This window comes from Pseudomonas sp. C5pp, from assembly GCF_000814065.1.
GTDB classification, from domain to species: domain Bacteria; phylum Pseudomonadota; class Gammaproteobacteria; order Pseudomonadales; family Pseudomonadaceae; genus Aquipseudomonas; species Aquipseudomonas asiatica.
The window spans coordinates 17,802-38,959 of record NZ_JWLN01000043.1 but is presented as its reverse complement, the minus strand read 5'-3'; the positions used below and the strand labels follow the sequence as shown (position 1 = coordinate 38,959).

29 protein-coding genes are annotated in these 21,158 nt (G+C 62.8%); 17 read left to right on the top strand and 12 right to left on the bottom strand.

Annotated elements, in window-relative coordinates; all coding sequences use genetic code 11:
* The 9 genes from RR51_RS25600 to recX all read left to right on the top strand — a co-directional run.
* A partial coding sequence (locus tag RR51_RS25600) for a hypothetical protein (RefSeq protein WP_065110715.1) occupies window positions 1-218 on the top strand: 218 nt, incomplete at its 5' end.
* The gene (locus RR51_RS25595; RefSeq protein ID WP_039615085.1) at window positions 215-661 is read left to right on the top strand and encodes a structural protein P5; all 447 of its coding nucleotides are present in this window, start codon (window positions 215-217) and stop codon (window positions 659-661) included. The genes RR51_RS25600 and RR51_RS25595, both read left to right, overlap by 4 nt.
* Window positions 658-1,155 carry a DUF2514 domain-containing protein gene (locus tag RR51_RS25590; protein WP_039615084.1) on the top strand — a complete coding sequence of 166 codons (498 nt, stop codon included), beginning with the start codon at window positions 658-660 and terminating at the stop codon, window positions 1,153-1,155. The genes RR51_RS25595 and RR51_RS25590 overlap by 4 nt, the downstream gene beginning before the upstream one ends.
* Window positions 1,156-1,219: 64 nt before the next feature.
* Window positions 1,220-1,528, top strand: a complete 309-nt coding sequence (locus RR51_RS25585; RefSeq protein WP_039615083.1) for a hypothetical protein — start codon at window positions 1,220-1,222, stop codon at window positions 1,526-1,528.
* Window positions 1,518-1,733, top strand: coding sequence for a hypothetical protein (locus RR51_RS25580; RefSeq protein WP_039615082.1), 216 nt, complete (start codon window positions 1,518-1,520; stop codon window positions 1,731-1,733). Before RR51_RS25585 ends, RR51_RS25580 begins: the two co-directional genes overlap by 11 nt.
* 500 nt (window positions 1,734-2,233) lie before the next feature.
* The gene (locus tag RR51_RS25575; protein WP_039615086.1) at window positions 2,234-2,887 is read left to right on the top strand and encodes a hypothetical protein; all 654 of its coding nucleotides are present in this window, start codon (window positions 2,234-2,236) and stop codon (window positions 2,885-2,887) included.
* A gap of 189 nt (window positions 2,888-3,076) precedes the next feature.
* The gene (locus RR51_RS25570; protein WP_039615081.1) at window positions 3,077-3,559 is read left to right on the top strand and encodes a CinA family protein; all 483 of its coding nucleotides are present in this window, start codon (window positions 3,077-3,079) and stop codon (window positions 3,557-3,559) included.
* A 103-nt stretch (window positions 3,560-3,662) separates the two neighbouring features.
* Window positions 3,663-4,730 carry a recombinase RecA gene (gene recA, locus RR51_RS25565; protein WP_013971339.1) on the top strand — a complete coding sequence of 356 codons (1,068 nt, stop codon included), beginning with the start codon at window positions 3,663-3,665 and terminating at the stop codon, window positions 4,728-4,730.
* 21 nt (window positions 4,731-4,751) lie between these two features.
* Window positions 4,752-5,222: a recombination regulator RecX gene (gene recX / locus RR51_RS25560; RefSeq protein WP_039615080.1), complete on the top strand. Its 471-nt coding sequence runs from the start codon at window positions 4,752-4,754 to the stop codon at window positions 5,220-5,222.
* 49 nt (window positions 5,223-5,271) lie between these two features.
* On the opposite strand, the gene RR51_RS25555 is transcribed toward recX, so the two are convergent.
* Window positions 5,272-6,390, bottom strand: coding sequence for an LOG family protein (locus RR51_RS25555; protein WP_004375469.1), 1,119 nt, complete (start codon window positions 6,388-6,390; stop codon window positions 5,272-5,274).
* Window positions 6,391-6,552: 162 nt separating this feature from the next.
* Here RR51_RS25555 and RR51_RS25550 point away from each other — a divergent pair, with 162 nt between their 5' ends.
* Window positions 6,553-6,762: a hypothetical protein gene (locus tag RR51_RS25550; protein ID WP_004375471.1), complete on the top strand. Its 210-nt coding sequence runs from the start codon at window positions 6,553-6,555 to the stop codon at window positions 6,760-6,762.
* Window positions 6,763-6,774: 12 nt separating this feature from the next.
* Here the strand turns inward: RR51_RS25550 and RR51_RS25545 are convergent, their stop codons facing one another.
* Complete coding sequence (locus tag RR51_RS25545) at window positions 6,775-7,194, bottom strand: quorum-sensing-regulated virulence factor family protein (RefSeq protein ID WP_013971343.1); 420 nt, start codon at window positions 7,192-7,194, stop codon at window positions 6,775-6,777.
* 220 nt (window positions 7,195-7,414) lie between these two features.
* Here RR51_RS25545 and RR51_RS25540 point away from each other — a divergent pair, with 220 nt between their 5' ends.
* The 3 genes from RR51_RS25540 (at window position 7,415) to RR51_RS25530 (ending at window position 9,293) form a co-directional block, all read left to right on the top strand.
* Window positions 7,415-8,125, top strand: a complete 711-nt coding sequence (locus tag RR51_RS25540) for a tRNA-uridine aminocarboxypropyltransferase (RefSeq protein WP_025337999.1) — start codon at window positions 7,415-7,417, stop codon at window positions 8,123-8,125.
* Between the two features lie 78 nt (window positions 8,126-8,203).
* On the top strand, window positions 8,204-8,854 hold the full coding sequence (erdR, locus tag RR51_RS25535) for a response regulator transcription factor ErdR (protein WP_039615079.1): 651 nt from the start codon (window positions 8,204-8,206) through the stop codon (window positions 8,852-8,854).
* A gap of 73 nt (window positions 8,855-8,927) precedes the next feature.
* Window positions 8,928-9,293, top strand: a complete 366-nt coding sequence (locus RR51_RS25530; RefSeq protein ID WP_004375479.1) for a diacylglycerol kinase — start codon at window positions 8,928-8,930, stop codon at window positions 9,291-9,293.
* Here RR51_RS25530 and finR read toward each other — a convergent pair.
* The gene (gene finR, locus RR51_RS25525; RefSeq protein ID WP_004375481.1) at window positions 9,290-10,216 is read right to left on the bottom strand and encodes a LysR family transcriptional regulator FinR; all 927 of its coding nucleotides are present in this window, start codon (window positions 10,214-10,216) and stop codon (window positions 9,290-9,292) included. The two genes, RR51_RS25530 and finR, sit on opposite strands and share 4 nt — an antisense overlap.
* A gap of 121 nt (window positions 10,217-10,337) precedes the next feature.
* Here finR and fpr point away from each other — a divergent pair, with 121 nt between their 5' ends.
* Entirely contained in the window at window positions 10,338-11,117 is a 780-nt protein-coding gene (fpr, locus tag RR51_RS25520) for a ferredoxin-NADP reductase (protein WP_004375483.1), read from the top strand.
* A gap of 169 nt (window positions 11,118-11,286) precedes the next feature.
* Here the strand turns inward: fpr and RR51_RS25515 are convergent, their stop codons facing one another.
* Window positions 11,287-11,781, bottom strand: coding sequence for a SprT family zinc-dependent metalloprotease (locus RR51_RS25515; protein ID WP_013971347.1), 495 nt, complete (start codon window positions 11,779-11,781; stop codon window positions 11,287-11,289).
* 132 nt (window positions 11,782-11,913) lie between these two features.
* Window positions 11,914-12,513, bottom strand: a complete 600-nt coding sequence (locus RR51_RS25510; RefSeq protein WP_003252385.1) for a Yip1 family protein — start codon at window positions 12,511-12,513, stop codon at window positions 11,914-11,916.
* Window positions 12,514-12,775: 262 nt separating this feature from the next.
* On the opposite strand from RR51_RS25510, the gene ttcA reads away from it, so the two are divergent.
* The gene (ttcA, locus tag RR51_RS25505; protein ID WP_012270926.1) at window positions 12,776-13,600 is read left to right on the top strand and encodes a tRNA 2-thiocytidine(32) synthetase TtcA; all 825 of its coding nucleotides are present in this window, start codon (window positions 12,776-12,778) and stop codon (window positions 13,598-13,600) included.
* Window positions 13,601-13,604: 4 nt separating this feature from the next.
* A complete protein-coding gene (locus tag RR51_RS25500; RefSeq protein WP_039615078.1) occupies window positions 13,605-14,276 on the top strand; it encodes a DNA-3-methyladenine glycosylase I in 672 nt (223 codons plus the stop codon).
* A 40-nt stretch (window positions 14,277-14,316) separates the two neighbouring features.
* Here the strand turns inward: RR51_RS25500 and RR51_RS25495 are convergent, their stop codons facing one another.
* The 3 genes from RR51_RS25495 to arsC are packed head-to-tail and all read right to left on the bottom strand — an operon-like array spanning window position 14,317 to window position 15,678.
* On the bottom strand, window positions 14,317-14,730 hold the full coding sequence (locus RR51_RS25495) for a DUF2069 domain-containing protein (protein WP_039615077.1): 414 nt from the start codon (window positions 14,728-14,730) through the stop codon (window positions 14,317-14,319).
* Window positions 14,723-15,328: an NAD(P)H:quinone oxidoreductase gene (gene wrbA, locus RR51_RS25490; RefSeq protein WP_015269222.1), complete on the bottom strand. Its 606-nt coding sequence runs from the start codon at window positions 15,326-15,328 to the stop codon at window positions 14,723-14,725. Before wrbA ends, RR51_RS25495 begins: the two co-directional genes overlap by 8 nt.
* A complete protein-coding gene (gene arsC / locus RR51_RS25485; protein ID WP_039615076.1) occupies window positions 15,325-15,678 on the bottom strand; it encodes an arsenate reductase (glutaredoxin) in 354 nt (117 codons plus the stop codon). Before arsC ends, wrbA begins: the two co-directional genes overlap by 4 nt.
* Before the next feature lie 85 nt (window positions 15,679-15,763).
* On the opposite strand from arsC, the gene RR51_RS25480 reads away from it, so the two are divergent.
* Window positions 15,764-16,228 (top strand): TlpA disulfide reductase family protein, encoded by a 465-nt coding sequence (locus RR51_RS25480; protein ID WP_039615075.1) that lies wholly within the window; start codon window positions 15,764-15,766, stop codon window positions 16,226-16,228.
* 35 nt (window positions 16,229-16,263) lie between these two features.
* Here RR51_RS25480 and RR51_RS25475 read toward each other — a convergent pair whose 3' ends face one another.
* The 4 genes from RR51_RS25475 to RR51_RS25460 all read right to left on the bottom strand — a co-directional run bounded on the left by RR51_RS25475 (window position 16,264) and on the right by RR51_RS25460 (window position 20,976).
* Window positions 16,264-16,668: an META domain-containing protein gene (locus tag RR51_RS25475; RefSeq protein ID WP_004375489.1), complete on the bottom strand. Its 405-nt coding sequence runs from the start codon at window positions 16,666-16,668 to the stop codon at window positions 16,264-16,266.
* On the bottom strand, window positions 16,665-17,102 hold the full coding sequence (locus RR51_RS25470; protein ID WP_004375491.1) for a hypothetical protein: 438 nt from the start codon (window positions 17,100-17,102) through the stop codon (window positions 16,665-16,667). The genes RR51_RS25475 and RR51_RS25470 overlap by 4 nt, the downstream gene beginning before the upstream one ends.
* A gap of 31 nt (window positions 17,103-17,133) precedes the next feature.
* A complete protein-coding gene (locus RR51_RS25465; protein ID WP_004375493.1) occupies window positions 17,134-18,123 on the bottom strand; it encodes a 2-hydroxyacid dehydrogenase in 990 nt (329 codons plus the stop codon).
* A gap of 96 nt (window positions 18,124-18,219) precedes the next feature.
* The gene (locus RR51_RS25460) at window positions 18,220-20,976 is read right to left on the bottom strand and encodes a response regulator (RefSeq protein WP_039615074.1); all 2,757 of its coding nucleotides are present in this window, start codon (window positions 20,974-20,976) and stop codon (window positions 18,220-18,222) included.
* Window positions 20,977-21,158 lie beyond the last annotated feature (182 nt).

Genomic DNA, 21,158 nt, shown 5'->3' with positions numbered 1-21,158 from the left:
TGCCGTTCATCGTCATCAACACCAGTAACAACTTCGATCCCATCCACCAGAACGAATACCCCACGGAACAGGATGCGGATGCCGCAGCTCGCAAGCTGCTGGAGGAGCAGCCAGCTGCGATCGTGCGCACCGCCCAGGTAATCAAGCGTTACTCCGCCAAGGTCACCGTGTCCGTGGAGGAAGTTGAAGGTCAACCAGTACAGGAGGTCACTGAATGACTACTCCCCGCGGCATCCGCAACAACAACCCCGGCAATATCGATTTCAACCCGCGTAATGCCTGGCAGGGCCAGCTCGGCCTGGAGGAGGGCGTTGCCAAGCCACGCTTTGCGCGCTTCGACCAAGCGGAGAATGGCATCCGGGCCTTGGGCAAGCTGCTGCTGAACTACCGGGGCAAGGATGGTATGCCCGGGGTTGGTCGCCCAGGCATCGACACCCCGCTGGAATTCATCAGCCGCTGGGCGCCGTCCAGCGAGAACAACACCCTGGCCTACGCGCAGGCCATTGCCAAGCGCCTCGGGGTTGGCGTGCGCGACTCCATCGACATCTCCAAGCCGCAGGTGCTGCGCGAGGCCGTGGTCGGCATCATCGTTCACGAGAACGGCGGCAATCCGTACAAGGCAGAGGTGATCGACGAAGGCATTCGGCGGGCGCTGGCATGAAGGGGTGGGCCATAGCTGCGGTATTTGTGCTGCTGGGATCCCACTGGGCGGCATACCAGCACGGCCTCTCGGTCGAGCGAACGAACGCCGGACAGGCATCAGCGAAACGAGATAGCGGTGACCGGTTGGCCGAAGTGATCGGCGAGCGGGATGCCCGCCAGGAAGAACAACGACGCGCCACGGCGCAGGAGGAGGCGAGAGCCCATGCCCAGGAAGAACGAACGACTGCTGATGCTGGCGCTGCTGGCGCCGATGCTGCTGGCCAGCGGCTGCGCAACGACGCCGCCCGGTTGGCTGCCACCGTCAGTTGCTCCGGCCCGGATACCTCCGCTATCGCCCGAGGCCAGGCAGCCACCCGCGCCGCCATGGTGCTCTCCGACCTGCTCACACGGGCTGACGAAAGAGCGGGAGAACTGGCGACTGCGCTTGACCGAGCCAGAATTGCCGGCCAGCAGTGCGAGCGGGAGTACGACGCACTGACGCCACCCGGCTGACGAAGTTGCCTGGGGCGGCAAAGTGTGGCTACGATACTGTATCAATATACAGTGTTGGTGCAGCATGTACTTTCTCCTCGTTCGCCGCCGCGTGAATGGCGTGGCCATCCCTTCCGATCAGCTGAGGAAGGTCCAGCCCCTGCGGGCCGACATCCACATCGGTGACCACCACAGTGAGCCGTTGGGCCGGGTATCGACCCAGGCCTGGGTGTTCAACCCGTCACCCGGTCCCGACATCATCCCCCGGCTGCACGACGCCAAGCTCAATGGCATGGCCCAACTCGGAATCAACATCAACGGTGTTGAGGAAATCGACGGCGCCCTTTACGCCCAGTCGTGGTGGTGCCGGGCGGTGGGCGATTATGGCAACTGAGCTTCCGCAGGCATGGTTGGCCGAACTGAACGATCAGACTGCCCTGGTGGCTGATCCTGATGGGCGCGCAGCAGTGCTCGATGTGATGGCCTATGCCGCACGCCGGCGGCAGGAGGTCGATGACGGCGACCTGGTCGACATGCTGGAGATCGTCGAGGCGGCCAGGCTGTGGGCGCTTGATGAATCCGAGAGGGATTGGGAGTAGGTCGGCAGAACGCCGGAGGAGGGTGGTTACGGCTGTCTAAAACCGCTCAAAAGCATCTCGGTTTTACTGGGCGAAAGTCGCTGAAACTGGCCGAACCATATTAGACAGGCTCGTTTCGCAGGCCGCATAGGTCGCGGCCTGAGGTCGATTTTTTCCGCTACTGCTGCATCATCGGGGTGTGTGCGGAGAAGTCGGAAATAGCTTTATTCATCAAGGGCTTAGAAAGTAGGTCTCAATATTGTGGGGCAAATTGGGGCGTTCTGTGTTGCATGCGCGACGCCGAGACCCACCGGATTTTCAAGCCGCATAGATTAACACGGCTACCCGGCAGGCTGTACCTGCAAGTCCGGCGAGTGCACAGGGATGCGCTGAAGGCAGGTTGACATCATGGTGCCTCCATGGAGAATTGCCTGCCTTCGCCCATCAGGGATGGCTTGCCTGACGCATTCGCGGTGGCCCGCGGCCCGGTAAAAAGTTATTGCAACAGGTTGATTAGTGCAGTGAGCGCAATTCGTTTTGATGTAGATGCGGTTTTTTGTATTTCCCTCGACACCCGCGCTGACCGGCGCACGCTGTTCAGCGAAACCATCGGGCGACAGCTCGACAACGAAGTGCTCTTTCATGTCGTCGAGAAAAACAGCGACCCCAAGCGCGGTTGCTACGAGTCCCATCAGCAACTGGCCCGTCATGCGCTGGACAATGGCCTTGATCGAATCCTGATCTTCGAAGACGATGCCAAGGCGTATGAGTTCAAGCCTTCGCGGGTGCGCTGGGTAAACCGCTTCATGCAGAAACGGCCCTTCGAGGCCTTGCACCTGGGTTATTCCATGGGGCGAACCTGGCTGACCTGGTTCCCGTTCATCGCCCGCGGGCGGGTGGTGGCGCTGCATGCCTATGTGCTGTCGCGCGAGGGCTGCCGGATCCTGGCAGAGACGCCCTACGATGGCACCCCGGTGGATGTGGTGGTCAAACACCGGATCCGCCAGCACTGCGTGTTCCCCATGATGTTCCGCCAGCACGCCGCCGCCGTGGCCGGTAGCGACCTGGAACAGGTGGTGCGCAATGAGGACGAGTGGTGGGAGCGCAACTGGACCAAGCATCGTCGTTCACCGATGAAGAACATCTGGCGGACCGTGCTTCGGCTGAATTTCTGATTGGTGTGGGCTTGAGGTGCATGCCTTGAGAGGTTTGGCGCCTGCGAGATCGAGCGCCGCGCGGGCGGCGCTCGATCTTACAGGCGCCAAAAATCCAGAGGCGAACATCCTCGTGCCCAGCACGCCGCCAGACGCCCATTCCCCATCCCCAAAATGCTAGGGTAGAGGCCAGCCTTCAAGGAGCCCGACATGGACCCGATCACCACGCTTGCCACCCGCCTGGGTGAACACCTGCGTCGCTTCAACGCGCAGGTGACCACCGCCGAATCCTGCACCGGTGGCGGCATCGCCGAGGCCATCACCCGCGTGCCCGGCAGCTCGGCCTGGTTCGAGGCTGGGTACGTGACCTATTCCAACACCCAGAAAACCCGTCAGCTGGGAGTGCCCGCGGCGTTGTTCGGCCAGGTTGGCGCGGTCAGCCAGGAAGTGGTCGAAGCGATGGTCCGCGGCGCCCAGGCCGCCAGCGGCGCGCGCTTTGCCGTGGCGGTCAGCGGCGTGGCCGGGCCGGACGGCGGTTCGCCGGCCAAACCGGTGGGCACCGTGTGGCTGGCCTGGGGCGACGGCAAACATGTGTTCAGCGAGCGGCGCCAGTTTGACGGCGACCGCGAGGCGGTGCGTCGACAGACGGTGATCGCCGCGTTAGACGGCTTGTTACAGCTTGGTGCCGAGTAAATCGACGACAGGGGTTTGCGCGAGCGCCTGCCTGTGGAATAATACTGGCTACTTATACAGGTATTCCGGCCGTCAGGGCCAAGTCGAACACGTGAGGATTTCAATGGACGACAACAAGAAGCGCGCCTTGGCTGCGGCCCTGGGTCAGATCGAACGCCAATTCGGCAAGGGCGCCGTCATGCGCATGGGCGACCACGAGCGCCAGGCTATCCCTGCCATCTCCACCGGTTCGCTGGGCCTGGACATCGCCCTGGGCATCGGCGGCCTGCCAAAAGGCCGTATCGTCGAGATCTACGGCCCGGAATCGTCGGGTAAGACCACGCTGACTCTGTCGGTCATCGCCGAAGCCCAGAAAAACGGCGCCACCTGCGCCTTCGTCGACGCCGAACACGCCCTCGACCCCGAGTACGCCGGCAAGCTGGGCGTCAACGTCGACGACCTGCTGGTTTCGCAGCCGGACACCGGCGAACAGGCCCTGGAAATCACCGACATGCTGGTGCGCTCCAACGCCGTTGACGTGATCATCGTCGACTCCGTGGCCGCTCTGGTACCGAAGGCCGAGATCGAAGGCGAGATGGGTGACATGCACGTGGGTCTGCAGGCGCGCCTGATGTCCCAGGCGCTGCGCAAGATCACCGGTAACATCAAGAACGCCAACTGCCTGGTCATCTTCATCAACCAGATCCGTATGAAGATCGGTGTGATGTTCGGCAGCCCGGAAACCACCACCGGTGGTAACGCCCTGAAGTTCTACGCCTCGGTGCGTCTGGATATTCGCCGTACCGGTGCGGTCAAGGAAGGCGACGAGGTGGTCGGTAGCGAAACTCGCGTCAAGATCGTCAAGAACAAGGTTTCGCCGCCATTCCGTCAGGCTGAGTTCCAGATCCTCTACGGCAAGGGTATCTACCGTAACGGCGAGATCATTGACCTGGGTGTTTCTCAAGGCCTGGTCGAGAAATCCGGTGCCTGGTACGCCTACCAAGGCAACAAGATCGGTCAAGGCAAAGCAAACGCCGCGAAGTACCTTGCTGAGAACCCGGCTATTGGCGCCGAGATCGAGAAGCAGATTCGCGAGAAGCTGCTGACCGCTGGTGCTGTTGCGGCTGCTGGCAAGGCTGCTGCTGCCGAAGCCGATGCCGATGACATGGCCGACGCTGACGCCGGCTATTGATTGCGCGGTAGATAGCCGAACATGTCCGCCGTACTCGACACCCCCGTCGCCATCCGGCGGACAGCCATGGACCTGCTTGCGCGACGTGAGCACGGTCGCGTCGAGCTGACGCGCAAGTTGCGTCAGCGCGGCGCTTCGGACGAGCTGATTGAGCCTGAACTCGATCGGCTCGCCGAAGAAGGGTTGCTTAGCGAAGCCCGCTACCTCGAAAGTTTCATCCGGTACCGTTCCAGCTCTGGCTATGGCCCTGCACGTATTCGCGAAGAGCTAGGCCAGCGCGGTTTGGCGCGTGCTGATATCGAGCAGGCACTACGCGAGAGCGAGGTGGACTGGGGCGAGCGCATGCGTGACGTATGGCAGCGCAAGTTTGCCGGGCAGCGCCCGCAAGATCCCCGCGGCCGTGCCCAGCAAACCCGGTTTCTGGCTTACCGGGGTTTCCCCATGGACATGATCGGCCGCCTGCTCAGTGGGCGTGATCTCGACGATTACTGAGGGCTGGGGCCGTTTTACAGTCCTTTGTGGGAGCGGACTTGTGTCACGATCAACTGACCTTCAACGCCTCCCTGGCCCGCTGGGTCGTATGCATGGGCTGCGGCTTGGCCCAGTTCTCCGGCAGGTTGATGAAATCCACCAGCTCGCGCAGCCTGCCCTGATCCCGGCCATTGAAGGCAAATGACAAACGGGTCAGGTGGTTGAAGTTGCCCACTTCGTGCTCGGCGCTGCTGTCAGGTTGCTGGTGGTACTTGCCACTCAGACGCAAGTCGGCAAAGCCTTCCTGGATGTCATACAGCGCCGCTTCGCTGAGCGGGTGATGCATGCGGATCACGAACTGGCTCTTCAGCCAGCGGCTGGAGTGGTAGTTGCTGTAGAACTGGTTGATTTCCTCCACTGCCTCGTCAGCGCTGTGCACCAGGCGCAGCAGTTTCAGGTCGCTGGGCAAGATGTAGCGGTTTTCCTCCAGTTGCCGGCTGATGAAGTCCAGGCAGTCGCGCCAGAAGCTGCCACCTGGTGAGTCCAGCAGCACCACCGGTACCAGCGGGCTCTTGCCGGTCTGGATCAGGGTCAGCACCTCCAATGCTTCATCCAAAGTACCGAAACCACCCGGGCACAGCACCAGTGCATCGGCCTCCTTGACGAAGAAAAGCTTGCGGATGAAGAAGAAATGGAACGGCAGCAGCTTGTCGGTGCCATCTACCGTGGGGTTGGCGTGTTGTTCGAAGGGTAGGGTGATGTTGAACCCCAGGCTGTGGTCGCTGCCGGCGCCTTCATGGGCGGCTGCCATGATGCCGCCGCCGGCACCAGTTATGACCATCAGGTCAGAGCGCGCCAGGGTTGCGCCCAGTTCGCGGGCCAGGGCGTACATCGGGTGTTCCAGCGGGGTGCGCGCCGAGCCGAACACGGTCACCTTGCGGCGGTCCTTGTAGCGTTCCAGGGTGCGGAACGAATGGTCCAGTTCGCGCAGGGCCTGCAGGGTGATCTTGGCGCTCCAGCGGTCGGTGTCGTCATGGGCCATGCGCAGGATAGTCAGCATCATGTCGCGGTACAGCGGCAGGTTGGGGCTGTTTGGTGCCACTAGTTGCAGTTGTGCGTCGATGTTGCTCAGGTCGATGTTGTTGTCGCGGAAGTGGCTGAACAGCAGTTCACTCGATTGGTAAGGCATGCAACGTCTCCTTCTGCACCTATACCTCTGACCTCAATCTAGACCCTTGCGCTCAATCCTGCCGGGGGTGTTCGCCACAGCCGCCCGTCGGCATGCAGCCACGGGGGATGCGGGTTTGGTTAACTGGGTAAAGCGAAACGTGTCGATGCAGGAGGTGGCGGTATGCATCGCTTGATCATCGAAGTTGACCGGCAGCTTTACCAGCAGCTGGAGAATGCGGCCCAGATGCATCACCTGAGCCTGGAGAACGAGTGCCGGCGCAGGCTGTCGGGGCTGGAATGCCAGTCGCGCTACCTGCAGGCGCTGCTGGCAGAGATGCGCGCCGATGCCGCTGAGGGGCGCTGGTGCGCCCGTGAAGACGAGAAGGCGTAGCGTCCGAGCTGGTTACTTCTTCTTGTTGCCGGCCACGCAGCTGGCATTATCGAACGCCTGGTCCATGATCGGCTGGTTGGTCTTGTATACCGTGAAGCGGTAGACCATCACCGCGCCTTTGGACATCAGGTTACGGAAACCGCTGTTGCGGCAGACGCTATCACCCAGCTGGCTGCGGACCTGTTCGGGGTTGGCCTGCATGCGCGCGGCATGGTCCTGGCGCACGCTCAGGTGGTTGACCAGTGCCTTGCCTTCCACCGTGTAACCTTGGTCGAGGATGTCCTCGTTGATGGCTCGCGGGGTGCCAACACTGCTCTCTTTGGCAACCTTCTGCAGCATGTTGTTCAGGTCGTATTCCTGCTTGGAAGCCGCCTGGGCTGCCAGGGGCAGGGCGAGCAACAGGCTCAGGGCGGGGACGATACGGCGCAGCATGAATCTCTCCTGGTTCGATGACTGGCGCTTTGACATGCGCGGGTCGACGGCGTTCCCTGAAAATCGCGCGGGCGCGAGGCTGGGGTACGGAAAAACAGCGATTATAAGGTCCGCGCCGCCACCTGCACAGCAATTGCCCCCTGTTCTGGTAGACTGGCGCCCTTAGTTTTCTCCGAGTCATCCTTGTGTCCATTCCCAACCTGTCCAGAGGCCTGCCGGCATGAGCCATGCGGTAGCGCGCCTGCGCGCCGAACGCCTGGCTCGCAGCAACAAGCCCTTTATCGCCCGTGGTTCACGTGCCGAACGCTGCCCCGATTGCCGGGTCATTGCCACTCATTGCCTGTGCGCCTGGAAGCCCCGGGTGCAGGCCGAGTCCGGCGTGTGCCTGCTGATGCATGACACCGAGCCGCTCAAGCCCACCAATACCGGTTGGCTGATTGCCGACCTGATCGAGGACACCTCGGCTTTCGGCTGGCTGCGCACTTCGGTCGACGAACGTTTGCTGGCGTTGCTGGGCGACCCGCGTTGGCAGCCCTACATCGTCTTTCCCGGCGAATTCGTTGCCCAGGAGCGAGTGGTCAGCGAGGTAGTGCGCGAGCCCGGCAAGCGTCCGCTGTTCATCCTGCTGGATGCCACCTGGACCGAAGCGCGCAAGATGTTCCGCAAAAGCCCGTACCTTGATCGCTTCCCGGTGTTGAGCCTGCAGGCCGAGCAGATGTCCCGCTACCGCCTGCGCCGCTCCAAGCGCGATGATCACTTCTGTACCGCGGAAGTCGCGGCCATGTGCCTGGACCTTGCCGGCGATACCCAGGCCTCGCAGGCGCTGGACGCCTACCTGGATGTGTTCAGCCTGCATTACCTGAGCGGCAAGCGTCGCCTGCCGCTGGACGAGCAGGACGACACCCACCAGCGTTTGCATACCTTCCTATAGTCCAAGGGGCACAACCCCTGCTTTGGTTCATAATGACCCTTACCCGAGTGCCCGACACAGAACAGGATCCCCAGATCGATGGCCACTTACGAAATCCTGATTGCCGATGACCACCCGCTGTTCCGTGGCGCCTTGCGCCAGGCCGTTACCCTCGGCCTGGGCCCGGATGTACGCCTGGTAGAAGTTGCCAGCATTGCCGAATTGGAAACCCGTCTGAGCGAAAAAGACGACTGGGACCTGGTGTTGCTGGACTTGAACATGCCGGGTGCCTATGGTTTTTCCGGGCTGGTGCTGCTGCGCGGGCAATACCCGCAGATCCCCGTGGTGATGGTATCGGCGCAGGAAGAGGCTGCAGTGGTGGTCAAGTCCCGCGAATTTGGCGCCAGTGGCTTCATTCCCAAGTCCAGCACCCTGGAAGTGATCCAGGATGCGGTACGCAAGGTGCTCGATGGTGAGGTCTGGTGGCCGCCGCAGGCGTTCGAAAAGGTCGATGTCTCGGCCGAAGCCAAGGCCGCCAGCGAAGGCCTTGCCAGCCTCACGCCGCAACAGTTCCGGGTGCTGACCATGGTCTGCGAAGGGCTGCTGAACAAGCAGATCGCCTATGAACTGAACGTGTCGGAAGCGACCATCAAGGCCCATGTGACGGCAATCTTCCGCAAGCTGGGTGTGCGTACCCGCACCCAGGCGGCGTTGTTGCTGCAACAACTTGAATCGGTTGCCAGCAGCTGAGTGGGCGTGGCTTCACGCTTTTTTTACCCGTGCCGGTCTAGTCTGCTGGCCTTTCCGCTGTGAAGTGACTCACATGACATCGCCATTCAAGGGCCAGACTGGCCTCAAACGTATCTTCAACGCCGCCGGCTATTCGCTGGATGGGCTGCGCGCTGCCTTCAAGGGTGAGGCCGCGTTTCGCCAACTGGTGCTGCTCAACGTGCTGCTGGTCCCGATCGCCTTCTGGCTGCCGGTCAGCCGTGCAGAGCGTGCAATCATGATCGCCGTTTGCCTGTTGGGCTTGATCGTCGAATTGTTCAACTCGGCGGTGGAGGCAGCCATCGATCGTATTTCGCTGGAGCGCCACCCGCTGTCGAAAAACGCCAAGGACATGGGCAGCGCCGCGCAACTGGTGGCATTGACCATGGTGGCGCTGGTGTGGGGTGTGATCCTGCTTTAAGCGATCGGTGGCAACACGATTTCGTCACTGCGTGTGAAACCCGCGGTGAAGTTGCGGCAAAGTTCGAGAAATTCGCGCATGGCCGAAGTCTGGTACTTCTGTTTGTGCCAGATGAAGTAGAACTGGCGCATCAGGTCCAGCTCCGGGGTTTCCACCGCTACCAGGCTGCCGCGGCGGAAGGCGTCACGCAGGGCAAGGCGCGAGATGCAGCCGATGCCCAGGCCCGACTCCACCGCGCGCTTGATGGCTTCGGTGTGTTCCAGCTCCAGGCGGATGTTGAGGTTGGTGCGGTGGTGGCGCATGGCCTGGTCGAAGGTCAGGCGCGTGCCTGAGCCCTGTTCGCGCAGGATCCACGCCTCCTGGGACAAGGTCTGTACATCGGCGCGTCCCAGTTTGGCCAGCGGATGCTGTGGCGCGCAGAACACCACAAGTTCGTCCTCGACCCAGGGCTGCACTTCCAGGTCCGGGTGGTTGCAATCGCCTTCGATCAGACCCAGATCAATTTCGTAATGCGCCACCTGTTGCACGATATGCGCAGTGTTCTGCACATGCAGCTTCACCTGGCTTTCCGGGTGCACCTGCATGAAGCTGCCGATCAGCAGGGTGGCCAGGTAGTTGCCGATGGTCAGCGTGGCGCCGACCGCCAGCGAGCCGAAACCGGACTTGCCGTTGAGCAGGTCTTCGATTTCCTTGGCCTGGTCGAGCAGGGCCACGGCCTGCGGCAACAGTTGCTGGCCCAGGGCGTTGAGGCTCAGGCGCTTGCCGGCGCGGTCGAACAGCTGGCAGCTGGACTGGCGCTCAAGCTCGGTGATCGAGGTGCTGGCGGCCGACTGCGACAAGGCCAGCACACTGGCGGCGCGCGAAACGCTCTGGTGCTGGGCCACGGCAACGAAGACTTGCAGCTGACGAAGTGTAAATCGCATATCGATATAACCGATAACACATATCTTGATAATCCAGTTAACAGATATTGTCGCTGCCCCTAAACTATCGCGCAACTGCGCGTCTTGCGCGCGCCGCGTCTTTCTTCAGGAGCCCCATTAAATGAGCAACATGAACCACGAACGTGTCCTCAGTGTGCACCACTGGAACGACACCCTGTTCAGCTTCAAGTGCACCCGCGACCCGGGCCTGCGCTTCGAGAACGGTCAGTTCGTGATGATCGGCCTGCAACAAGAAAGCGGCCGTCCGCTCATGCGCGCCTATTCCATCGCCTCGCCGAACTGGGAAGAGCACCTGGAGTTCTTCAGCATCAAGGTGCCGGACGGTCCGCTGACCTCGCAGCTGCAGCACCTGAAGGAAGGCGACGAGATCATCATCAGCAAGAAGCCTACCGGTACCCTGGTACTCGACGACCTGAACCCGGGCAAGCACTTGTACCTGCTGAGCACTGGCACTGGCCTGGCACCGTTCATGAGTGTCATCCAGGACCCGGAAACCTACGAGCGCTTCGAGAAAGTGATCCTGGTGCACGGCGTGCGCTACGTGAACGAAGTGGCCTACCGCGAATTCATCACCGAGCACCTGCCGCAGAACGAGTTCTTCGGTGAGTCGGTTCGCGACAAGCTGATCTACTACCCGACCGTGACCCGTGAACCGTTCGAGAACCAGGGCCGCCTGACCGACCTGATGCGCAGCGGCAAGCTGTTCAGCGACATCGGCCTGCCACCGATCAACCCGCAGGACGACCGCGCGATGATCTGCGGCAGCCCGAGCATGCTCGACGAAACCAGCGAAGTGCTGGACAGCTTCGGTCTGAAGATCTCCCCGCGCATGCGCGAGCCGGGTGACTACCTGATCGAGCGAGCCTTCGTCGAGAAGTAAGGCGCAGGCTGATGCAAAAGAAGGCGACCCTTGGGTCGCCTTTCTTGTGCCTGTGATTCATATATCGCCAGCACTGGCCTCTTCGCGGGTAAACCCGCTCCCACAGGGCAGTGGTACCCCTGTGGGAGCGGGTTTACCCGCGAAGAGGCCGGAACAGGCAAGACACAATCTATTCGACGCGCGTCTCGCCGCTATACACCAATATCTCCCGACACCGCTTGCACAGGTAGCGCCGCCCCTGGCGCACCAGCTTGTGCCGCTGCGCGGTAAACGGGAAGTCGCTCTGCGGACACGGGCAGCGGTAGATGTAGCGGGTCACCACGCGCCGTTGCACTTCGTAGTTGTGGCAACGGTTGGGCGGCAGTTCATACACCCCGCGCATGATCAGCTGCCACTCTTCGCCATGGGCCTGGATGCGGTCGCCGAACAGATGGTGGGCCACCAGGTGCGCCACCTCATGGGCCACGGTCTGGCGCAAGAAGTCTTCCTGGTTTTCGCGGTAAAGCTGCAGGTTGAAGCGCAGCAGGTTCTCGTGCAGGTGGGCGACGCCGGCTTTTTGCCCGCGCAGCTTGAAGCTGATTTCCGGGCGTGGGAAGGGGCGTTTGAAGAAGGTTTCAGCTTGCTGGTAACAGGTTTCGACGCGTTGTCTGAGCAGCTCGGGCATGGCGGGGTGGTTCTCCTGACCGGACATTATGCCGCAACCCCGGGCAACCTGCCGAGCCACCGGTCAGCGCACAGCCAGAGGCCGCCTTGCGGCGGCCCCAGGTTTGATGCCCCAGTGTTGGTCGAGTCTGTTCTAGTTGGTGTAGACGGGCCCCACGCCCAGTCCCCAGATGATCACCGTGGCGGCCATGATCGCCACCAGTACCACAAGGCCTACCGCCAGCACCGAGCTGGAGAACAGGAAGCCTTCGTCGGACGGTATGTTCATGAACGTCGGCAAACCGACGTACAACAGGTACACCGTGTAGCAGATGGCGGCCGTGCCGATCAGCATGCCCAGCCACAGGTGCGGGTACAGCGCCGCCAGGCCGCCGATGAACAACGGTGTGGCGGTGTAGGTGGCAAAGGCGATGCACTGTGCCATGGACGGGTTGGCATCGTAGGTGCGGGCCATCCAGTGGATGAACGCCCCCATTACCGCCACCCCGGCAAGCATCGCCAGGTACGACATGATGCTCATCCAGATGGCGCTTTCCATGGTCAGCATAACCGCTGGCCGGTCGCCGATCACCCAGCCGACCTGGGTTGTACCGATGAACGCCGAAACTGCGGGGATCGCAGCCAGGATCAGGGTGTGCGTCAGGTACATGTGGCTGATGGTTTCTTCTTCGCCACGAATTTCCCGCCATTCCTGGTCGGGATGGGTAAACAGCCCCACAACGTGATGAATCATGCCGATCACTCCTCTCAATGTTGCCAAACGCCCCCCAGATGGAGCGCAAGCGGCCCTAGGCCCGAACACCGAAGCAAGCGGTAATGTGGCCTTATGTCGCAGTATAGGAAGCCGTTACCCGCATAAACCGTGCTTTTTAGAGCAAATTGCGCTGTAAGACGCGCTGTTGATTACAATGAAGTCTTTATCGGAATGCCTACAGCGCCGCCGCGTTTGTGCGTAAAATAGCCGGCTTTTGTCACACCTCGCGGATCCAAGCGCTATGGGCACCCTCTCGGTCAACCAGAACAAACTGCAAAAACGCCTGCGTCGTCTCGCCGGCGAAGCCATCACCGACTACAACATGATCGAGGATGGCGACAAGGTCATGGTCTGCCTGTCCGGCGGCAAGGACAGCTACACCATGCTCGACGTTCTGTTGCACCTGCAGAAGGTGGCACCGATCAAGTTCGAGATCGTCGCGGTGAACATGGACCAGAAGCAGCCGGGGTTTCCCGAGCATGTGCTGCCGGCCTACCTGAAGGAACTGGGCGTCGAGTACCACATTGTCGAGAAGGACACCTATTCGGTGGTCAAGGAGCTTGTCCCCGAGGGCAAGACCACCTGCTCGCTGTGTTCGCGCCTGCGCCGTGGCACCCTGTACACCTTTGCCGACGAAATTGGCGCGACCAAGATGGCGCTGGGGCACCACCGCGACGATATCGTCGAAACCTTCTTCCTCAACATGTTCTTCAACGGTGCGCTCAAGGGCATGCCGCCGAAGCTGCGCGCCGACGATGGCCGCAACGTGGTGATCCGCCCGCTGGCCTACTGCAGCGAGAAGGATATCCAGGCCTACTCGGACATGAAGGAATTCCCGATCATCCCGTGCAACCTGTGTGGTTCGCAGGAAAACCTGCAGCGCCAGGTGGTCAAGGACATGCTGGTGGAGTGGGAGCGCAAGCACCCGGGGCGTACCGAGAGCATCTTCCGCGCCTTGCAGAACGTGGCACCGTCGCAGTTGGCCGACCGCAACCTGTTCGACTTCACCAGCCTGAAGATCGACGAGAACGCCACCCCACGTTTCCTTGACGTGCTGAACATCTGAGCCCATGCGCGATTACCAGTGGTTGCACGAGTACTGCCTGAACCGCTTCGGCTCGGCCCAGGCCCTGGAGGCCTTCCTGCCGCAGCCGCGCACACCGGCGCAACTGCGTGATATCAGCGACGATCGCTACCTTTCGACCTTGGCCCTGCGCGTGTTCCGCGCCGGGCTCAAGCACAGCCTGGTGGATGCCAAGTGGCCGGCGTTCGAGCAGGTGTTCTTCGGCTTCGACCCGGAGAAGGTGGTATTGATGGGCGCCGAGCACCTCGAGCGGCTGATGCACGACGAGCGCATCATTCGCCATTTGGGCAAGCTCAAGAGCGTGCCGCGCAATGCTCAGATGGTTGTTGACGTGGCCAAGGAGAAGGGCAGTTTCGGCGCCTTCATCGCCGACTGGCCGGTGACCGACATCGTCGGTTTGTGGAAATACCTGGCCAAGCACGGCAACCAGCTGGGCGGGTTGTCGGCACCGCGTTTCTTGCGCATGGTCGGCAAGGACACGTTCATCCCTACGGATGACATGGCTGCGGCGTTGATTGCGCAGAAGGTGGTCGACAAGCCGCCGACCAGCCAGCGGGACCTGGCCCTGGTGCAGCAGGCGTTCAACCAGTGGCATGCGGAGAGTGGGCGGCCGCTGTGCCAGTTGTCGGTGATGCTGGCGCATACCGTCAACCATTGAGATTTGTGTTGGCCCCTTCGCGGGCATGCCCGCGAAGAATCTAACTGCCTTCGCCCGCCATGCGCCGCTCATGCTGGAACTTCCAGCGCACATACAGCAGCCCGGCAGTGAACAGCCCCAGGCTCACCAGCACTTCTACCCAGCCAAATACCGCCCGCGCCGGGTCGAACGCCGCCAGCACGCCCTTGATGAAATAGATATTCACCACGAAGCAGGTCCAGGCATGTGCCCGGGCGCTACCTGTCAGCATGCCCGGCAGCAACAGCAGCAACGGCACCAGTTCGATCGCCAGGATCACCTCGACCCGCGCCCCGTGCAGGTTGGCGAACCACAGGTTGTTCGCCACCAGCAGGGCGATCAGGCCGAAGAAGAATGCCAGGCTCAGCGCCCGCGTCAGGCGCAGGCGAGGCGCCAGCCACTCAAGCGGCGGCAATACCTTGGGCTTCTTAGCCACGTGCAGCCTCCAGGGCCTTTGCAGTGGTCGCCAGGCGTTGGCCAAGGGCGCGGCACAGGGCTATCTCGTGCTGGTCGAGCTCGCGCTTGCCATCGGCGCCAGCATGATGGCTGGCGCCATACGGGGTGCCGCCGCCACGGGTTTCGAGCAATGCCGATTCGCTGTACGGCAGGCCCATCACCAGCATGCCGTGGTGCATCAGCGGCAGCATCATCGACAGCAGAGTGGTTTCCTGCCCGCCGTGCAGGCTGGCGGTAGAGGTGAACACGCCAGCCGGCTTGCCGACCAGTTCACCGCCCAGCCACAGGCTGCTGGTGCCATCCAGGAAGTACTTGAGCGGCGCCGCCATGTTGCCGAAGCGGGTCGGGCTGCCCAGTACCAGGCCGGCGCAGTGGCGCAGGTCGTCCAGGGTGGCGTACAGCGCACCATTGGCCGGGATGTCCGGGGCCACTGCTTCGCACTCGGTGGAAATCGCCGGTACCGTGCGCAGGCGGGCTTCCATGCCGGCCAGCTCGATGCCGCGGGCGATGTGCCGGGCCATCTCGCTGGTCGAACCATGGCGGCTGTAATACAGCACCAGGATGTAGGGCTCGCTCACGGCAGGATCTCCAGTACTTTCTCGGGTGGTCGGCCGACCACGGCCTTGTCGCCAGCGACGAGGATCGGCCGCTCGATCAGCTTGGGGTGCCGGGCCATGGCGTCGATCAGTTGCGCGTCGGTAAGCGACGGGTCGGCCAGGTTCAGCTCCTTGTACTCGTCCTCGCCGGTACGCAGCAGCTGGCGCGGGGCGATGCCCAGCTTGCCGAGCAGGGCCTTCAGGGTGGCCGCGTCGGGCGGGGTCTCGAGGTAGCGTACGATGGTCGGCGCCAGGCCGCGAGCTTCGAGCAGTTCCAGGGCGCCGCGGGATTTCGAGCAGCGCGGGTTATGATAGAGCGTGAGGTCGGTCATGTCGGGTCGCATCCAGCAGGGTGTGGCGGCTATTCTAACCGCAGCGACTGACCAATTTGCTTTAAAACTCGAGAAGGATTGACCCATGGCAAGGCGTCTGGCAGCAGTACTGGCCATCACCGCGAGCCTGTTGCTCGGTGGTTGCGGTGCCGATTATGGCGTGGACCAACACGGTAATACGGTTAAGGCCGAACAGATCGACGGGCACTGGCTGGTGCTCAACTACTGGGCCGAATGGTGCGGGCCGTGCCGTACCGAAATCCCTGAACTGAACGCGGCAGCCAAGCAGTGGGCGGCCGATGGTATCAAGGTGGTGGGGGTGAACTTCGATGGCTTGCAAGGGCAGGAGCTGAAGCAGGCTGCCGAAACCCTGGGGATCGCTTTCACCGTATTGGCGCAGGACCCGGCCGAGCGCTATGACCTGCCGCGTAGCGAGGCATTGCCGGTGACCTACATCATCGATGACAAGGGCAAGGTGCGGGAACAATTGATGGGCGAGCAGACCCAAGAAGGGCTGCAGGCCAGGATCAAGGCCCTGAAGGGCGCCTGATGGATGTTGGGGCCGCACAGCGGCCCCGGCAATATTCAGCCTTCCTCAGGCCAGAAGCGCAGTGGCTTGCCTTCGGCCGGCCAGAAACGCATCTGCTCGATAGGCGACACATCCCAGCGCTGCACTGTTTCCAGCGCCTGCAGGAAGCGTTTTTCCTGTTCCATCAACGCCGGCGCGCAGAGCTTGCGGGTCTTGCCGACCTTGCCGAAGCTGAGGTGCTCGCCGTCCAGTGTGTATGGCGCGAACCAGTGGTTGCAGCCGCCATTGCCATAGGCACGGCCATCGCTGGCCAAGGTCAGGGTCAGGTGGCTGTAGTCGATCAGCGGCCGTTCGCCAATCCACTCCAGCACATAGCTGCGCTCCTGCTGCAGCTTGGAAGGTTCTGCGGCGCAGCCGAGCAGGCCGGTGGCAATCAGCACGCCGGTCAGCAGATTTTTCACTCGGCGCTCTCCTGGCAACGCGGGCACAGGTGTTTTTCGCCACGGCTGGCCCAGCCCAGCTCGGCAACCCGCGCGCTGGCGGCAGGCTGGCGGGCTTTCTTGCCCAGCTTGGCGTCCACCGCGAACTCGAAGTCCAGCACGGCGTCGCAGCTGTCGCACGCGACCTGCCAGGTAAGGATTTCCAGCTCGTTGAACACCGGGCCGCTGGCCACGGCAACCCACTGGCCGCGCGGGTTGATCAGGTGGCGCACGCTCTCCACTGTCAGGCGCATGGACAAATCCTTGCTGCCCTTGAGGGTGACCAGCAGGGTGTCGCCTTTGTGCATCGAGCCGCCGTTGCCGGTGACCTGGTAACGGCCCGGCACCAGTGCGCGGCACTCGATCAGGGTGTGTTGCGGGTTGAAAAGGGTGTAGCGGAAATCGTGCTCGACCATGGGTCCTCCAGAAATGCCGCGTATCCTAGCACTAACCCATCACCAGATTCTGTGGATTGCCTGCCGCCCAGCGGTTGATGTTGTCCAGCGTGGTCGCGGCGATGGCATCCAGTGCCTCGCGGGTAAGGAACGCCTGGTGGGCAGTGATGATCACGTTGGGGAAGGTCAGCAGACGGGCCAGCACGTCGTCCTGCAGCGGCAGGTCGGAGCGGTCCTCGAAGAACAGCTGGGCTTCTTCTTCGTAGACGTCCAGGCCCAGGTAGCCGAGCTGACCGCTCTTCAGCGCGTCGATCAGCGCCGGGGTGTCGACCAGCGCGCCGCGGCCGGTGTTGATCAGCATGGCGCCGGGCTGCAACTGGGCCAGGCTTTGTGCATTGATAAGGTGCCGGGTGTGCTCGGTCAGCGGGCAGTGCAGGCTGATGACGCGGGCTTCACGCAGCAACTCGGGCAATGGCAGGTAGCGCGCGCCCAAGGCCAGCAGATCGGGGTTGGGGTAAGGGTCATAGGCCAGCAACTGGCAGCCGAAACCGGCCATGATGCGGGCAAAGGCGGTGCCGATCTGGCCGGTACCGACCACGCCGACGGTCTTGTCGTGCAGGTCGAAGCCGGTAAGCCCGTGCAGGGTGAAGTCACCCTCGCGGGTGCGGTTGTAGGCCCGGTGCAGGCGCCGGTTCAGGGCCAGGATCAGCGCCACTGCGTGTTCGGCCACGGCGTGCGGCGAGTAGGCCGGCACTCGCACTACGGTCAGGCCCAGGCGCTGGGCGGCGGCCAGGTCGACATGGTTGTAGCCGGCCGAGCGCAGGGCGACCAGGCGCGTGCCGCCCGCGGCCAGGCGCTGCAGCACCTGGGCGTCGAGCTCGTCATTGATGAAGGCGCAGACCACCTCGTAGCCATCGGCCAGGGTAGCGGTGTCGAGGGTCAGGCGGGCAGGCTGGAAGTGCAGGTCCAGTGTGGTGCCGCTGGCGGCACGGGTGAAGCTTTCCTGGTCGTAGTGCTGGCTGCTGAACAACAGGGCGCGCATGGTGGGGCTTCCTTTGCAGTGGTCTGGGGATTGTAGCCAGCGATGTTTGCCCGATATTGATCCGTGCCGGCCAGGTACAAGTAATGTGCTCGGGCTTCAGGCGCTCAATCTGGCCTGCGCCGCCAGGCGGTTGATTGCCGCATCCAGTTCGTCCAGTGCCAGCTGTGCCAGCGGGTTTTCCTGCTTGAGCAAGGTTTCGCTGCGCTGGCACGCGGCCCGCAACTGCGGCACGCCGCAATAACGTGAGGCGCCGTTCAGGCGGTGCACCTGTTCGATCAGGCGGTTGCGGTCGTCGGCCTCGCGGGCGGCGCGTATGGCTTCGCGGTCGGCTTCCAGCGAGCCCAGCAGCATGCTCAGCATATCGGCCGCCAGGTCCGCTTTGCCGGCGGCCAGGCGCAGGCCTTCCTCAGGGTCCAGCACCTTCAGGTCATCACCGTTGGCCAGTTGCTCGGCCAGGCGTTCCTGCTCTGGCGCACCCAGGCTCAGGCCGGTCCATTTCATTACCACCTGGGCCAGCTGCCGTTCGCTGATCGGCTTGGTCAGGTAGTCGTCCATGCCTCCGTGCAGCAACGCGCGTTTCTCGTTGGCCATGGCGTGGGCGGTGAGGGCGACGATCGGCAACGGGTTGCCGCTTTGGGTGTTTTCCCACAGGCGGATCTGCTCGGTACAGGCGCGGCCGTCCATGCCGGGCATCTGCACGTCCATCAGCACCAGGTCGAACGGTTCGTCCTGTACCGCCTGTACTGCCGCATAGCCGTTGTCGACGGCCAGCACCTCGGCGCCCAGGTCTTCGAGCAGGGTCTGCACCAGCAGCAGGTTGGCGGGGTTGTCGTCGACGCAGAGGATCTTCGGCTGACGCTGGCCGTTGATGCTGTTCACCTCGCCCTGCGGGCGGCGCGGTTGCACCAGTTCCAGCAACAGGCGGCGCAGTTTGCGCGTGCAGGTCGGCTTGGACAGCAACTGACCATGGCCGTTGGGCAGGTACGGGTGGTACAGCGCCTGCTCGGTGGTCGGGCACAGCACCACGCACTGGCAATGGTAGCGCTCGAGCTGCTGATGGTAATGGCCCAGCTGCTCGGGTGACAGGTTGCCAAGGTTGGCCCCGAGCACGGCGAACTCGAACGGCAGGCCGGCCTGGCTGGCGGCTTGCACGCCCTGCAGCAGTTGGTCGAAGGAGGCGAACAGGCTAACGCTGAGGCCGCAGTCTTCCAGCTGGTGCTCCAACGCCTGGCGCGCCAGTTCGTGGCCATCAACGATGGCTGCGCGGCGGCCCAGCAGCGGTTGCAGCGGCAGCTCCTCGACACCATCGTGGGCCTTGGGCAGGTTGAGGCTGATCCAGAACTGCGAACCCTCGCCCGGGGTGCTGTCGACGCCGATTTCGCCGCCCATCTGCTCGATCAGGCGCTTGGAAATCACCAGCCCCAGGCCGGTGCCGCCAGGCTGGCGGGCCAGCGAGTTGTCGGCCTGGCTGAAGGCCTGGAACAGCGTACGCACATCCTGCGGCGACAAGCCGATGCCGGTGTCCTGCACGCTGATGCGCAGCTGCGCACTGTCCTCGTGCTCATCTTCGAGCATGGCGCGTACGACGATGGTGCCCTCGCGGGTGAACTTGATTGCGTTGCTGACCAGGTTGGTAAGGATCTGCTTGAGCCGCAACGGGTCGCCGATCAGCGACGACGGAGTATCGCGGTAGATCAGGCTGAGCAGTTCCAGCTGCTTGGCGTGGGCGGCCGGGGCGAGGATGGTCAGGGTGTCCTGGATCAGGTCGCGCAGGTTGAAGGGGATGCTGTCGAGCACCAGCTTGCCGGCCTCGATCTTGGAGAAGTCGAGGATCTCGTTGATGATCCCGAGCAGGTTGTCGGCAGACTTCTCGATGGTGCTCAGGTAGTCGAGCTGGCGCGGTGTCAGCTCGCTTTTTTGCAGCAGGTGGGTGAAACCGAGGATGCCGTTGAGCGGGGTGCGGATTTCGTGGCTCATGTTGGCCAGGAATTCCGACTTGATGCGGCTGGCCTCCAAGGCTTCCTTGCGCGCCATGTCCAGCTCGATGTTCTGGATCTCGATGGTTTCCAGGTTCTGGCGTACGTCCTCGGTGGCCTGGTCGATGCTGTGCTGCAGTTCTTCGTGGGCGTTGTGCAAGGTTTCGGCCATACGGTTGATGCCGCGCGCCAGCTCGTCAAGCTCGTGGCTGCCCATGGCCGGCAGGCGCTCCTCGAGGTGGCCGTCCTTGAGCTGGTTGACCGCATGCTTGATGCGCTTGATCGGGTCGTTGATGGTGCGGCTCATGCGCAGTGCCAGCAGGCCGCTGAGCACCAGGCAGGCGAGAATCAGCAACAGGCTGGTGAACAGGTTGCGGTAGCCGCGCAGCAGGGTGCCGTCGTGGGACAGCTCGATCTCGACCCAGCCCAGCAGGCGTTCGGCTTCGGTCGGCACGGCATCGGTGGCCAGGTCGCGGTGGTGGCCGAACACTGGCATCAGATAGCGGGTGGCGTCATTGCCACTGCGTTGCAGCAGCTGGGTGCCGGTGCCGCCGCTGGGCGGCTGGTTGAGCATGCTCGGGCCGGCATGGGCCAGGCGCGTGCGGTCCGGGGCCAGGAAGGCGACTGCGCGCACATCGGCCTGCTCCAGTGTTTGTGCGGCAATGCGCTCAAGTTGTGCCGGTGCCAGCTTGGCCATGGCGGGCGCGGCCAACGGCGCCAGTTGCTCGGCGATCATCTTGCCGCGTTGCAGCAGCTGGGTGCGCAGGTCGTTCTGTTGCAGCCAGGTGAAGTAGCTACCCAGCACCAATGCCATCAGGCCGGCCGGCAGCAGGGCCAGCAGCAGGACCCGGCTGCGAATTCCCAAGCGATCGAGCACACTCGCCTCCTGTCATGTGCCTGGACACCGTCAAGCGATGACGGCCAAGCCGGGAAGTTACTCCGCCTGCCGTGCTATTGCACCTCTTTAGTACGTGTTTTGTGCCCTTGCAGCGGCATTGGTCGCAGGGCGGTTGCCTGGCAGGCGCTGGATACTCAATAATCGCTCAATTGAGAATGCAT

Coding starts and splice junctions, on each gene's coding strand:
- RR51_RS25595 (WP_039615085.1), top strand. CDS start 215: ATGACTACTCCCCGCGGCATCCGCAACAACAACCCCGGCAATATCGAT.
- RR51_RS25590 (WP_039615084.1), top strand. CDS start 658: ATGAAGGGGTGGGCCATAGCTGCGGTATTTGTGCTGCTGGGATCCCAC.
- RR51_RS25585 (WP_039615083.1), top strand. CDS start 1,220: ATGTACTTTCTCCTCGTTCGCCGCCGCGTGAATGGCGTGGCCATCCCT.
- RR51_RS25580 (WP_039615082.1), top strand. CDS start 1,518: ATGGCAACTGAGCTTCCGCAGGCATGGTTGGCCGAACTGAACGATCAG.
- RR51_RS25570 (WP_039615081.1), top strand. CDS start 3,077: ATGGACCCGATCACCACGCTTGCCACCCGCCTGGGTGAACACCTGCGT.
- recA (WP_013971339.1), top strand. CDS start 3,663: ATGGACGACAACAAGAAGCGCGCCTTGGCTGCGGCCCTGGGTCAGATC.
- recX (WP_039615080.1), top strand. CDS start 4,752: ATGTCCGCCGTACTCGACACCCCCGTCGCCATCCGGCGGACAGCCATG.
- RR51_RS25555 (WP_004375469.1), bottom strand. CDS start 6,390: ATGCCTTACCAATCGAGTGAACTGCTGTTCAGCCACTTCCGCGACAAC.
- RR51_RS25550 (WP_004375471.1), top strand. CDS start 6,553: ATGCATCGCTTGATCATCGAAGTTGACCGGCAGCTTTACCAGCAGCTG.
- RR51_RS25545 (WP_013971343.1), bottom strand. CDS start 7,194: ATGCTGCGCCGTATCGTCCCCGCCCTGAGCCTGTTGCTCGCCCTGCCC.
- RR51_RS25540 (WP_025337999.1), top strand. CDS start 7,415: ATGAGCCATGCGGTAGCGCGCCTGCGCGCCGAACGCCTGGCTCGCAGC.
- erdR (WP_039615079.1), top strand. CDS start 8,204: ATGGCCACTTACGAAATCCTGATTGCCGATGACCACCCGCTGTTCCGT.
- RR51_RS25530 (WP_004375479.1), top strand. CDS start 8,928: ATGACATCGCCATTCAAGGGCCAGACTGGCCTCAAACGTATCTTCAAC.
- finR (WP_004375481.1), bottom strand. CDS start 10,216: ATGCGATTTACACTTCGTCAGCTGCAAGTCTTCGTTGCCGTGGCCCAG.
- fpr (WP_004375483.1), top strand. CDS start 10,338: ATGAGCAACATGAACCACGAACGTGTCCTCAGTGTGCACCACTGGAAC.
- RR51_RS25515 (WP_013971347.1), bottom strand. CDS start 11,781: ATGCCCGAGCTGCTCAGACAACGCGTCGAAACCTGTTACCAGCAAGCT.
- RR51_RS25510 (WP_003252385.1), bottom strand. CDS start 12,513: ATGATTCATCACGTTGTGGGGCTGTTTACCCATCCCGACCAGGAATGG.
- ttcA (WP_012270926.1), top strand. CDS start 12,776: ATGGGCACCCTCTCGGTCAACCAGAACAAACTGCAAAAACGCCTGCGT.
- RR51_RS25500 (WP_039615078.1), top strand. CDS start 13,605: ATGCGCGATTACCAGTGGTTGCACGAGTACTGCCTGAACCGCTTCGGC.
- arsC (WP_039615076.1), bottom strand. CDS start 15,678: ATGACCGACCTCACGCTCTATCATAACCCGCGCTGCTCGAAATCCCGC.
- RR51_RS25480 (WP_039615075.1), top strand. CDS start 15,764: ATGGCAAGGCGTCTGGCAGCAGTACTGGCCATCACCGCGAGCCTGTTG.
- RR51_RS25470 (WP_004375491.1), bottom strand. CDS start 17,102: ATGGTCGAGCACGATTTCCGCTACACCCTTTTCAACCCGCAACACACC.
- RR51_RS25465 (WP_004375493.1), bottom strand. CDS start 18,123: ATGCGCGCCCTGTTGTTCAGCAGCCAGCACTACGACCAGGAAAGCTTC.